The 11,786-nt window shown below is 68.2% G+C and carries 11 protein-coding genes; 6 read left to right on the forward strand and 5 right to left on the reverse strand.

Features of this window, described 5'->3' with window-relative positions; translation table 11 throughout:
• Nucleotides 1-47 precede the first annotated feature (47 nt).
• The 3 genes from ACZ6DT_RS35165 (at nt 48) to ACZ6DT_RS35175 (ending at nt 5,877) form a co-directional block, all read left to right on the forward strand.
• Nucleotides 48-3,425 carry a pyruvate carboxylase gene (locus ACZ6DT_RS35165; RefSeq protein WP_465603348.1) on the forward strand — a complete coding sequence of 1,126 codons (3,378 nt, stop codon included), beginning with the start codon at nt 48-50 and terminating at the stop codon, nt 3,423-3,425.
• Nucleotides 3,426-3,575: 150 nt separating this feature from the next.
• Nucleotides 3,576-4,367: an arginase family protein gene (locus ACZ6DT_RS35170; RefSeq protein ID WP_465603445.1), complete on the forward strand. Its 792-nt coding sequence runs from the start codon at nt 3,576-3,578 to the stop codon at nt 4,365-4,367.
• Between the two features lie 220 nt (nt 4,368-4,587).
• Entirely contained in the window at nt 4,588-5,877 is a 1,290-nt protein-coding gene (locus ACZ6DT_RS35175; RefSeq protein WP_465603350.1) for a PucR family transcriptional regulator, read from the forward strand.
• Between the two features lie 113 nt (nt 5,878-5,990).
• On the opposite strand, the gene ACZ6DT_RS35180 is transcribed toward ACZ6DT_RS35175, so the two are convergent.
• On the reverse strand, nt 5,991-6,515 hold the full coding sequence (locus ACZ6DT_RS35180; protein WP_465603352.1) for an AbfB domain-containing protein: 525 nt from the start codon (nt 6,513-6,515) through the stop codon (nt 5,991-5,993).
• A 160-nt stretch (nt 6,516-6,675) separates the two neighbouring features.
• On the reverse strand, nt 6,676-6,918 hold the full coding sequence (locus tag ACZ6DT_RS35185; protein WP_465603353.1) for a hypothetical protein: 243 nt from the start codon (nt 6,916-6,918) through the stop codon (nt 6,676-6,678).
• Nucleotides 6,919-6,930: 12 nt separating this feature from the next.
• Between ACZ6DT_RS35185 and ACZ6DT_RS35190 the strand changes: the two genes are divergently transcribed.
• Both ACZ6DT_RS35190 and ACZ6DT_RS35195 read left to right on the forward strand, forming a co-directional pair.
• Entirely contained in the window at nt 6,931-7,284 is a 354-nt protein-coding gene (locus tag ACZ6DT_RS35190) for a hypothetical protein (protein ID WP_465603355.1), read from the forward strand.
• Nucleotides 7,200-7,715, forward strand: a complete 516-nt coding sequence (locus tag ACZ6DT_RS35195) for a hypothetical protein (RefSeq protein ID WP_465603357.1) — start codon at nt 7,200-7,202, stop codon at nt 7,713-7,715. The genes ACZ6DT_RS35190 and ACZ6DT_RS35195 overlap by 85 nt, the downstream gene beginning before the upstream one ends.
• 3 nt (nt 7,716-7,718) lie before the next feature.
• Here the strand turns inward: ACZ6DT_RS35195 and ACZ6DT_RS35200 are convergent, their stop codons facing one another.
• Both ACZ6DT_RS35200 and ACZ6DT_RS35205 read right to left on the reverse strand, forming a co-directional pair.
• Complete coding sequence (locus tag ACZ6DT_RS35200; RefSeq protein ID WP_465603358.1) at nt 7,719-9,095, reverse strand: DUF6801 domain-containing protein; 1,377 nt, start codon at nt 9,093-9,095, stop codon at nt 7,719-7,721.
• An 81-nt stretch (nt 9,096-9,176) separates the two neighbouring features.
• Nucleotides 9,177-9,803, reverse strand: a complete 627-nt coding sequence (locus ACZ6DT_RS35205) for a DUF6801 domain-containing protein (RefSeq protein WP_465603359.1) — start codon at nt 9,801-9,803, stop codon at nt 9,177-9,179.
• Nucleotides 9,804-10,148: 345 nt separating this feature from the next.
• On the opposite strand from ACZ6DT_RS35205, the gene ACZ6DT_RS35210 reads away from it, so the two are divergent.
• Nucleotides 10,149-11,063, forward strand: coding sequence for an RCC1 domain-containing protein (locus ACZ6DT_RS35210; RefSeq protein WP_465603360.1), 915 nt, complete (start codon nt 10,149-10,151; stop codon nt 11,061-11,063).
• Nucleotides 11,064-11,126: 63 nt separating this feature from the next.
• On the opposite strand, the gene ACZ6DT_RS35215 is transcribed toward ACZ6DT_RS35210, so the two are convergent.
• Nucleotides 11,127-11,786 carry a hypothetical protein gene (locus tag ACZ6DT_RS35215; protein ID WP_465603361.1) on the reverse strand — a complete coding sequence of 220 codons (660 nt, stop codon included), beginning with the start codon at nt 11,784-11,786 and terminating at the stop codon, nt 11,127-11,129.

The raw sequence follows: 11,786 nt of genomic DNA on the forward strand, positions 1-11,786 counted from the left end.
ACAGGTAACGTGCCTCACCTACCGATCCGATGATGGGAAGGACCGGCATGTTCCGCAAGGTACTGGTCGCCAACCGGGGTGAGATCGCCATCCGCGCGTTCCGCGCCGGATTCGAGCTCGGCGCGGGCACGGTGGCTGTGTTCCCGCACGAAGACCGCAATTCGCTCCACCGGTTGAAGGCCGACGAGGCCTATGAGATCGGCGAACCCGGTCACCCGGTGCGGGCTTATCTGTCGGTCGAGGAAATCGTCGCGGCCGCCAAGAAGGCGGGCGCGGACGCCGTTTACCCCGGCTACGGTTTCCTCTCCGAGAACCCGGACCTCGCGCGCGCGTGCGAGGAAGAAGGCATCACCTTCGTCGGGCCGAGCGCGGACATCCTCGAGCTGACCGGCAACAAGGCCCGCGCGGTCAAGGCCGCGCGCGAGGCCGGGGTGCCGGTGCTGGGTTCTTCCGAGCCGTCCTCCGACGTGGACGCGCTGATCGCCGCCGCCGAAGGGATCGGTTTCCCGGTCTTCGTCAAGGCCGTCGCCGGTGGCGGCGGACGCGGTATGCGCCGCGTCCAGGACCCCGCACAGCTGCGCGAGTCCATCGAGGCCGCCGCGCGCGAGGCCGAGTCGGCCTTCGGCGACCCGACGGTGTTCATCGAGAAGGCCGTCGTCGAGCCGCGCCACATCGAGGTCCAGATCCTCGCCGACGGCGAGGGCAACGTGATCCACCTCTTCGAGCGCGACTGCTCGGTCCAGCGACGGCACCAGAAGGTCATCGAGCTGGCCCCAGCGCCGAACCTGCCGTCCGAACTGCGGGATCAGATCTGCGCCGACGCGGTGAAGTTCGCCCGCCAGATCGGCTACCGCAACGCCGGCACCGTCGAGTTCCTGCTCGACCGGGACGGCAACCACGTCTTCATCGAGATGAACCCGCGCATCCAGGTCGAGCACACGGTGACCGAGGAGGTCACCGACGTCGACCTCGTCCAGTCTCAGCTGCGCATCGCCTCCGGCGAGACGCTCGACGATCTCGGGCTGTCGCAGGACAAGGTGTACCTGCGCGGCGCCGCCCTGCAGTGCCGCATCACCACCGAGGATCCCGCCAACGGTTTCCGCCCGGACACCGGGATGATCAGCGCGTACCGCTCGCCCGGCGGTTCCGGTATCCGCCTCGACGGCGGGACGGCGTTCGCCGGCACCGAGATCAGCGCGCACTTCGACTCGCTGCTGGTGAAGCTGAGCTGCCGCGGCCGCGACTTCAAGACCGCCGTCGGCCGCGCCCGGCGCGCCGTCGCCGAGTTCCGGATCCGCGGCGTGGCCACGAACATCCCGTTCCTGCAGGCCGTCCTCGACGACCCGGACTTCCGCGAAGGCCGCGTCACGACGTCGTTCATCGAGGAGCGCCCGCATCTGCTCACCGCGCGCCATTCGGCCGACCGCGGGACCAGGCTGCTGACCTACCTCGCCGACAGGACGGTCAACAAACCGCACGGCGAGCGTCCGCGCACTCTCGACCCGCAGGTCAAATTGCCGAAGCTGCCCAAGGACCTCGAACCGGCGCCCGGCTCGAAGCAGAAGCTCACCGAACTCGGCCCGGAGGGCTTCGCCCGCTGGCTGCGGGAGTCGCCGACCATCGGCGTCACCGACACCACCTTCCGTGACGCGCACCAGTCGCTGCTCGCCACGCGTGTGCGGACGAAGGACCTGCTCGCCGTCGCGCCGGTGGTCGCGCGGACCACACCGCAGCTGCTCTCGCTGGAATGCTGGGGCGGCGCGACCTACGACGTCGCGTTGCGGTTCCTGGCGGAGGATCCGTGGGAGCGGCTGGCGAAGCTGCGGGAAGCGGTGCCGAACATCTGCCTCCAGATGCTGCTGCGCGGCCGCAACACCGTCGGCTACACGCCGTACCCGACCGAGGTCACCCACGCCTTCGTGGAGGAGGCGACGGCGACCGGTATCGACATCTTCCGGATCTTCGACGCGCTCAACGACGTCGAGCAGATGCGCCCGGCGATCGAAGCCGTCCGCGAGACCGGATCCGCGGTCGCCGAGGTGGCGCTCTGCTACACCTCCGACCTGTCGGATCCGGCCGAGAAGCTCTACACCCTGGACTACTACCTCAAGCTGGCGGAGCAGATCGTCGCCGCTGGGGCGCACGTCCTGGCCATCAAGGACATGGCGGGCCTGCTGCGGGCGCCGGCGGCGGCGCGGCTGGTTTCCGCGCTGCGCAAAGAATTCGACCTCCCGGTGCACATCCACACGCATGACACCGCCGGCGGTCAGCTGGCGACGTACCTCGCCGCGATCCAGGCCGGGGCGGACGCCGTCGACGGTGCCGTCGCGTCCATGGCGGGCACGACGTCGCAGCCGTCGCTTTCGGCGCTCGTCGCCGCGACCGACCACTCGGACCGGCCGACCGGGCTGGATCTGCAGGCCATCGGCGACCTGGAGCCGTACTGGGAGAGCGTGCGCAAGATCTACGCGCCGTTCGAGGCGGGGCTCTCGTCGCCGACCGGGCGGGTGTACCACCACGAGATCCCGGGCGGTCAGCTGTCGAACCTGCGCACGCAGGCGATCTCGCTCGGTCTCGGCGAGCGGTTCGAGGAGATCGAGGCCATGTACGCGGCCGCGGACAGGATCCTCGGGCATCTGGTCAAGGTCACGCCTTCGTCCAAAGTGGTCGGTGACCTCGCGCTGCACCTCGTCGGCGCGGGTGTCTCGCCGTCGGATTTCGAGGCGGAGCCGAACAAGTTCGACATCCCCGACTCGGTGATCGGCTTCCTGCGCGGCGAACTGGGCGATCCGCCCGGCGGCTGGCCGGAACCGTTCCGCACCAAGGCCCTCGAAGGCCGCGCGCAGCCGAAGCCGGTGCAGGAACTGTCCGAAGAGGACCGTAAGGGGCTGGCCGAGAACCGGCGCGCGACGCTGAACCGGCTGCTGTTCCCCGGGCCCACGAAGGACTTCGAGGCGCACCGCGAGCAGTACGGTGACACCTCGGTCCTGCCGTCCAAGGACTTCTTCTACGGCCTGCGCCCGGGCGAGGAGTACTCGGTCGACCTGGAACAGGGTGTCCGGTTGCTGATCGAACTGGAGGCCATCGGCGAGGCCGACGAACGCGGGCTGCGCACGGTGATGTCCACGCTCAACGGTCAGCTGCGCCCGATCCAGGTGCGCGACACCTCGATCGCGTCGGCCATCCCGGCGACGGAGAAGGCCGCCAAGGGCGACCCGAAGCAGATCGCCGCGCCGTTCGCGGGCGTGGTCACCCTGCAGGTGTCCGAGGGCGACGAGGTCGAAGCAGGCGCGACGGTCGCGACCATCGAGGCGATGAAGATGGAAGCGTCGATCACGGCGTCGACCGGCGGCAAGGTCTCGCGGCGCGCGATCAACGCCGTCCAGCAGGTGGAAGGCGGGGACCTGCTGCTCGTCCTGGAGTGACCTGGCCCCGCACCGGTCCGTGAAGGCCTCCTTGAGGGTCCATCCATGCCCCCGCCGCCACCCTCAACGGAGACGCTGCGCGCCACTGAGTGGAGTCAAGTCCCTCAAGGAGGCCTTCACGGACTTGCGGTGGCCACTAGCCTGAACCGGGTGCTGATCAACGCCGTACCCCAGTTCCAGGGCGCACTGACCGAACGCGCGCCGCGGTTGCCCGAGGGTTGTGTCGCGCTCGCCGAGCTGGCGGGCCACGTGCTGGGCGTGCCGGTGCACCACATCCTGCAGACCCGTGAGACCTCGCCCGCGGTCGACGGGATCGCCAACCGCGAGGTGCTCACCGGAGCGAACCGTGCAGCGCAGCTCGCCGCGCTGGAGGCGCCGGGCGGGCCGGTGCTCACCATCGGCGGGGATTGCGGGGTCGAACTGATCCCGATCGGCGTCGCGCGCTACCGCTTTGGCCCCGGCCTCGGTGTCGTCTGGTTCGACGCGCACGCGGATCTGAACACCGCGGAGACGTCGCCGTCGGGCGCGTTCCACGGCATGGTGCTGCGGTCACTGCTCGGCGAGGGCGACCCGGAGTTCGCCGCGAACCCGCCGATCGAACCCGGACGCGTCGTCCTCGCCGGGACAAGGGCCTTCGACGCCGCCGAGCGGGCCGTGGTCGATCGCGGGCTCGTCGTCGAGGCCGATCCCGCTTCCGGCCTGGCCGGTGCGGACAAGGTCTACCTTCACCTCGACCTCGACGTGCTCGATCCGGCGGAGTTCGACGGGCTGAACTACCCGGAGCCAGGTGGCTTGACGATCGAGCGGCTGGTGGCGATGCTTCGCGGGCTGAGCGGCTTCGAGGTCGTCGGGGCGGGAATCACTGAATGCGTCGGCACCGAAGTCCGCGTGCTGGAGCCCGTGCTCGAAGTACTCGGGGAATTGCTCACCGGAAAGCAGTGACGCTCCGTATTCATCGGCCGTTCGTACGTACCGTATGAGGCGTTTGCCAGGCACTTGTCATCAAAGTTCAGGGATGACCGGTGATTTTGTCACGATGGTGACAAGAAATCGGTTTCTTCTGCGAGAGGTGACACATTCACGAGCGACTTCGCGATGTGTTCGTTGTCACCCCACGACGATAGTGGGATGCCAGAACGCTGGGCGGAGCAAAGGAGCTGCGATGTCGGTGGAGCGCGGAATCGAACACGCTGCGCAGCCTCCCGCGACACTACCGCGCAAGCTCGCCGACATTTTGCGACCGGAACTGGGCAGCCTCGCCAACGAGATCGTCGACGAGATCCGGGCGACCATCCCCGCGTACGCGCGCCCGCTCGACGGGCCCTACGGCAAGTCCATCCGGGCCGGCGTCGAATACGCGATCACGTTGTTCGTCGCCCAGATCGCGGATCCCAGCGTCTCCAAGGAACAGTCGCACGAGGTCCACCATCGGCTCGGGCAGAACGAGATGCGGGAAGGCCGCAGCCTCGACACCCTCCAGTCGGCGTACCGGGTCGGCGCGCGCGTCTCCTGGCGGCGCATCATGCGCGTCGGCCGCCGCAGCGGGCTTTCGTCCGCGGTGATGTCGCAACTGGCCGACACGATGCTCGCGTTCATGGACGAACTCGCGTCCGTCGCGCTGGACGGCTATCTCGAGGCGAAGGCGCGCACCGCGGGGGCGCTGGACACATGGCGCCGCAAACTGCTGCACCTCGTGCTGGAAACCCCGCCCGCGCCGCAGAAGGCGATCGCGGAACTCGCGCAGCTGACCGGCTGGGCGGTGCCCGAGCGAGCGACGCCGGTAGTGCTGCTTCCGCTCGGCGACAGCGCCAGACCCCGGCGGCACCACGCCGTCGATTCGGACGTCCTCGCCGAACTCGACTCCGCTGAGCCGCGTCTGCTCGTCCCCGGCGAGATCTCCGGCGCCCGCCTGGCCACCTTGCAGGCCGCGCTGCCGGACTACCGGCTGTCGATCGGCCCGTGCCGTCCGCTGGACTCCGTCGCCGATTCCCTCCGCTGGGCGCGCGACGCCCTGCACCTCTCCGAACGCGGCGTCATCCAGGCCCGCCGGGTGATCCGCGCCGAAGACCATCTCGCCACCCTGCTCGTGAACGCGGACGCCGCGCTCACCCGCCAGCTGCGTGACCGCCTGTTCGCCCCGCTCGCCGAGATGACCGGGAAACAGCGGGAACGGCTGCTCGAAACCCTTCGCGCCTGGCTCGACAGCCAGGGCAACGTGGTCGACATCGCCGAGCGTCTCCAGGTGCATCCGCAGACCGTGCGGTACCGCATGCGGCAATTGCAGGCGACCTTCGGTGAGCACCTGCGCGACCCGGGGGCACGGTTCGAAATGGAGCTCGCACTACGGGCCGGGGTCGCGCCCGCCGGTCAGCGAACGGCTATGGACCACGCGATCCCGGAGGTACTTCCGGTGCCGCGTCGCAGTCCACAGTGGACGCCGAGTGGGTCTTGATCCTTCCGGCGCTGTCGAGTCCCGGATGCCATGAACGGTCCGTTACTTGCAAAATTTGCAAGTAACGGACCGTTCATGGCACGCCGTGGGCGCGGGAGAGGGACGGTGTTACCTCAGCCGGTGACGGGATGAGGAGCGCTCGCCTGCCACACGATGTCGGTGGCGTACCCCGTCGCCGTGTCGTACGGGTGCTGCCCGCTGGTGTTCGCCGCCCACACCTGGTTCTGGAACTGGCGCGGGAACCTCCCGCGCAGGGTGAACGACTCCAGCGTCGCGGTGGTCCCGGTCGTGCCCGCCTTCGTGCACCAGGTCGCGTCCGAGCGGAACTGGTCGGTCCCGTCGGAGGGCGCGATGACCACTCGCTGCCCGGACTGGCGCGGATAGTGTTCCGGGAACCGGACCGATTCGAACGAATGGCAGGTCACGTCCGCCTTGCCGGGCACGACCCGCCACGTCGCGTCGGCGCCGTCGCCGCCGGGGACTCCCGAGGCCACGACGGCGGCACCGGACCCGCGCGGATAACGGTCGCTTGAAAACCGCAGGGATTGCGTCAGCGCGGCGTCTTCATACTGCCCCAGGCGAAGGAACACCTCGACGTCGTCGTCGGTCCCGGCGAGTGCCGCGTTCGCTGCCACCACCAGGGTCGGATGCACCCGGCCCTGGTCCGCCCTGGTCCTGAGTTCGAAGGCGAGACGCCGGTCGGCCTCTCCCTTCTTCTTGAGCCAGGCCAGCCAGTCCTTGAGGTTCGCCCGATGGATCCCGTTACCGATGTAGGCGGTCAGGTCCGCCGGATTCGGGCTACGCAGCGCCCGTTCCGCCGCGGCACGCCACCACCACCGCCGCCCGGATCCGGGCGACCCGCGCGGTGCGCCTGGCCTTCTCGTCGGCGTCGGCGTGTTCGTCGGCTTCGACGATCGCCTTCTGGTCCGCCGCGCGAGCGGTGAAGATCCCGGTGAGGATAAACGCCTTCAGGCTGGCAGGCGAACCGTCGTACGCCGCCAGCGCCGCCTCCTTGAGCAGCGGACCCGGCGCGGTGCGCACGGTGCGTCGGGAGTGGCTTTCCTGACCCGGCTGTTCACAGCGGACGATGGCGGGAGCGGGTTCCGGCTCCGCCCGGCGATGCTGGTGTGCGCGGGGATCCTCGCGGGTGGCCGTGCTCCGAAGCGGGGGGAACCGGTCGTCGCGGCCGCGGCCATGCTGGCCATGCTGGCCGCGCTTGCCTTGCTGGGACCGACTCCGGCTCCTCGAGACCGGCGCGGCGTCGACTGGGAATCGGCCACCACCGTGCTGGCCGGGGACCACCTTCTGGGCCAGCCTCGCGATTGGTCGCCGAGGCCGCGCCCGCGCTGCCCTGGGCGCTTGCCGACTGGCTCGGTGAACTGGCCGCACTCCGCGCCGCCGACCTGACGTCGGCGGAGCTGTCGGGTGTTGCGGAGTCGTTGTTCGAGTTCCCGTTGCGGATCGGAGCGCACCTCGCGGGCGTGTCGCGCGACGAGCTCCGGGCCTTGCGAGACTACGGATCGGCGCTGGGGCGATTGGTCGCCGGGGTGGAGGACGTCCTCGCCCTGCGCGGCGAACGGACCAGGATGGACCTCACCCTCGAAGCGATGCTGGCAGGGAAGACCTCGACACTGACCCGCGTTGGTGCGGCGGCCGGGTTTGACCATTCGCGACTTCGACGAACCCGGCCTCGCGGCGGCCTCTTTGGACGCCGCCGTCCGAGAGGGAGGCGTCTCTTGGCCGAGACGCGCGCCGCGCTGTCCGAAGTGAACGGGCGGACGGCGAGACTCGTCCTCGAAGCGTTCGCCGGATCGGTGGCCTCGCCGATCCTCCGCTGACCCTCAGCGGCGCGCCACCGGCGGATCCACGTTGGGGCACTTGCGTTCGAGGTCCCACGGCAGGCCGACCTGGTTGATCCCGACACACGCCTGGTTGCCCGGCCCCGACGCCATCCCGGTCAGCAACGAGTCGAGGTCTTCCTTCACCCCACAACCGGAGAACGCGGGCAAGGTGAAGTCCTTGTAGGCGGGGTCCTCCCACTGCGGATCGGTGCGCACGACTCCGCCGGTGAACATCCCGTACCTCTCGCCGCGAAGATTGATCTTGATCGGCTCGGCCGTGAGGCAGTTTTCGCCGACGTCGAGACCGACCCCGTTGATGGTGACCTCGCTCAGTTTCCCGTAGACCTTGAGCGGAGTGAGGACCGTCGAGCTTCCCGACGGCTCCGGGATCGCCACACCGTCCACGTCGATGACGTGGTTGCCGGTGGTGTGGTCCTCGGGCAGCAGTTCCATGGTCGCGCTGATCGGGACGAAGCCGAAACCGAGGAACGTCATCCGGCTCGGCGGCATGATGAGCGAGCCGGTGACCTTTCCGGGGCCCTCGGTGTTCTCCAGGTCGACTTCCCAGACCGCATTGATCATGATCGCGGGCTTCAAACGCGCGAACGCGCCGAGTTTCTTGATCGACGACGTGCCCTGCAGTTCGAACGGCTGCAACGCGATGGGGTACAGGCCGCTGGCATGGACGTCGTCCGCGGCTCGCGTACCGGCCTCGGGCTTCTTCTGCTCACCGGGTTTGCCGGACTGCGGCTTGGGCTTCCCGATGGGCAGCAGCGCGACACTGCCGAGCAGTGTGTCCTGGCCCGGGGCCTGGGTGCAGGTGATCGGCTTGAGCGGTGTTTCGGCGGCGGTCAGGGCCAATGACGGTACCCCTGTGCTCAGCCGCAGTTCGGACGGCACGTTCAGCAGGATTTCGGGGACCTTACCCGTCGCGACCAGCTTCAGTTCGCCGGTGGCGGCTATTTTCGTCGCCGGGATCGTCAGAGACACCGGTATCGGGGTCTTCTTGTCCCCGTTCGCGGCCGTGAGCTCGACGGTCGCTCCACCCGCGACTTCGGTGGCGGCCCCGAGCGATCCTTCAACGATGGTGAAGGAGAGAGAGAAGTCCTTGATCTGCACCGGTTTCCCGGTTTGGACGACCTTCGGCAACGTTGCCCTGGTGTCCACTGTGACCGGTCGCGCCCCGACGGGATCCGGGAAGACGCAGGTGTTGGCCAGGGTTCGCTGTGCGGTAGCCTCGCCTTGCAACGGCGTCGTGGGCGGTGCCGTCGGATCGGTCGCCGCTGACGAAGCCAGCGCGCCGTGGACCCCCGCGAGCAGGATGACGCCCGCCAGAACGGGAAACCTCCCGAGTGCCCGGCGAACCTGCTGCGTCATAGGGGTTCCTCTCCTGCCTTGAGCCGGTGTGTGCATGGTGACCGTGTGGGACGGGCGTCCCCGCCCCACACGGGTGGTTCATCAGGTGATCGGGATCGCCGGGCTGAACGCGCGGTTCTGCGCGGGGTTGGTGTTCTTCACAGTGCAGTTGAAGTTCCACGCCGTCCAGGTGCCGTCCTTCTTGTGGAAGTCCAGCGGCGCGTTGATCGTGGTACCGAGTGAAGCGGTCGCCGAACCGGGCGTACCGGCGGTGAACGTGGGAACACCGGTGCCCGCGTCCTGGACGATGTTGAACGTCCGCGGCCCCGGCACGTACGGGTTGATCTGGGTCGGGACGTTCAGGTTCGTCACCGTCGCCGAAGCGGGAGTGGCGTTGGTGACCGTGACCGGCATGTTCGCCTTGCCGCGGACGCCGTCGTAGTTGGCGGCGTTGAGCAACGCGTTGATGGTGGCGTTGATGGTGGCCGAGCCCCCGACGGACGCCGGCGTGAAGGTGCCGCCGGAAGCGACCGAGTCGGGTCCGCTGAAGTTGGCCTTCACGTCCAGCTGCTGCTGGCCGATGCCGGGGAAGTTGCACATGTACGCGACGCTGCCGGTGGCGTAGTTGGTCACGGCCGCGGCGGTGCCGGCGGTGAGCACGGCCACCGCGCCGAACACGATGCCGGTGGTGGCGACGCCTGCTGACAACTTGCCAAGTCTACGGGACATACCTGTCATCTCCTTTGATCCAGTTTACGTCTCGGGCGGCTTTCCCCATGCGCCTTTCGGCGGATTTTTCTGATCAAATATGCTCGACTTGAGCGGCTTTCTCGATGGTGGGGTAAACCGAGGTTACCCGCGAGTTGTGTACGTAACAAGGATTCATGTCGACATGTTTCGTGGTGGGTGAGAGACCCGTTCTTTCTTGTCAGTGTCCGCTGAATGCGATTATGAAGTTTGTCCGCCGATGACAAAGACGAGGCCGATCGGCGGAATCGGGCTAACATTTCGCGTATGGCTTCAGTCAATCGACTATCCACGACACGGCGCGTGACCACTGCCACCATAGCCGTAATGATCGCCACGGTTTCCCTTTCCGGTATCGCCCACGCCGTGCCCACCGGCGAAGCGCGGCCTTGGGGAAGCAACGACTACGGGCAGGGGACCATCCCCGCCGAGGCGCTCGGGGCGAGCGCGGTCTCCGCGGGCGCGATCACCCACCTCGCCCTCAAGAACGGAGGCGTGATCGCCTGGGGCAATGACAGTTACGGTCAGGCCACCGTTCCGGCGGCGGCCACATCCGGGGTTTCGGCGATCGCCGCGGGCTGGGCGCACGAACTCGCGCTCAAGAACGGAGGTGTGATCGCCTGGGGCAACGGCTTCTACGGCCAGAACGTCGTCCCCGTCGCCGCGACCTCCGGCGTCATCGCGATCTCCACCAGCGCGTACTTCAACCTGGCGCTGAAGTCGAACGGCAGCGTGCTGAGCTGGGGCTCACGGACCGCCGTTCCCGCGACGGTTTCATCCGGCGTCTCGGCGATTTCGGCGGGCGGCGACCACGGGCTCGGGCTCAAGAACGGCGGCGTCGTGGCCTGGGGTAGCAACGGGAAGGGGCAGATCACCGTTCCCGCGGCGGCGACGTCCGGGGTCTCGGCGATCTCGGCCGGCTTCCGGCACAGCATCGCGCTGAAGAACGGCGGAGTCATCGCGTGGGGGGACAACTTCTACGGCCAGGCCACGGTTCCGCCGGAAGCGCAGTCCGGCGTCGTCGCCATCGACGCGGGTTTCAATCACAACGTCGCGCTGAAGTCCGACGGGAGCGTCTTCGCCTGGGGCAGCAACGTGAAGCAGGAGAGCCGGGACGTCAGCACAGAACCGCCGACCGACTTCTGGAAGTTCTCCGGTGTCTGCGCTCCCGTCTACACTGTTTCTGCAGGTGACAGCACTGGAGTGGCGCTCGTGGACCCGAACGCGCCGTACTTCTGCTGAGGCCGAGAGGTGGAACTCGTGAGTGGTAAGGACGGTTAGAACCGTCCTTACCACTCACGAGTTTCAGGACAGGTTCGACTTCATGTTCAGGTTGATGGTGTTGTCCGGACCGGAGATCAACGCCCCCAGCGCGAGGTCGTTGATGAAGCAGTCCTTGAACTCCGGGATGGTGAACGTTCCCGAAGACGGGATGGACGGGGCGAACAGGTCGACGTTCTTCGACACCAGGGTCAGGTCCAGCGGTTTGACGGTCTTGCAGGCGTTCGGCACCGTCGGGAGCGGGACGACCGGCCAGAACAGGCCGACCACGATGTTGTCGATCAGCATGTTCGCCTGCGAACGGGTGGTCAGATCGCCGTTGGCGAGGGTGCCGGTGACCGGGCCGGTCGGCTCGATCCGCACGCGGGCCTTGATCTTGAAGACCCCCGAGACCAGCGAGATGTTCGCCGTCGAGGGCGGCAGGGACAGGTTGCCTCGGATGCCGACGTTGTCACCGTCGATGACGAGGGCACCGTCGAGCTGGCCGGGGCCGAGGTCGAGGGTGCCGCCGGTCTTCTTGACCGTGGTCTTCCCGGTGACGGTGTAGGACACCGGGATCTCCACCGGGTCGTCCGCGAGGGCGGGGGACGCGGCGAGGCTGCCCGCCACCGCGATCGCGGACGTGAGCGCGGCGACCGTGCCGAGACGGCGACGGGCGGTTTTCGGGCGCGTTCGACCGAACAT

The sequence above is a fragment of the Amycolatopsis sp. NPDC041971 genome, assembly GCF_055588925.1.

What these genes read in the sequence shown, in the direction of transcription:
- ACZ6DT_RS35165 (WP_465603348.1), top strand. Translation starts at nt 48, where the DNA reads ATGTTCCGCAAGGTACTGGTCGCCAACCGGGGTGAGATCGCCATCCGC.
- ACZ6DT_RS35175 (WP_465603350.1), top strand. Translation starts at nt 4,588, where the DNA reads ATGTCGGTGGAGCGCGGAATCGAACACGCTGCGCAGCCTCCCGCGACA.
- ACZ6DT_RS35200 (WP_465603358.1), bottom strand. Translation starts at nt 9,095, where the DNA reads ATGACGCAGCAGGTTCGCCGGGCACTCGGGAGGTTTCCCGTTCTGGCG.
- ACZ6DT_RS35205 (WP_465603359.1), bottom strand. Translation starts at nt 9,803, where the DNA reads ATGTCCCGTAGACTTGGCAAGTTGTCAGCAGGCGTCGCCACCACCGGC.
- ACZ6DT_RS35210 (WP_465603360.1), top strand. Translation starts at nt 10,149, where the DNA reads ATGATCGCCACGGTTTCCCTTTCCGGTATCGCCCACGCCGTGCCCACC.
- ACZ6DT_RS35215 (WP_465603361.1), bottom strand. Translation starts at nt 11,786, where the DNA reads ATGTTCGGTCGAACGCGCCCGAAAACCGCCCGTCGCCGTCTCGGCACG.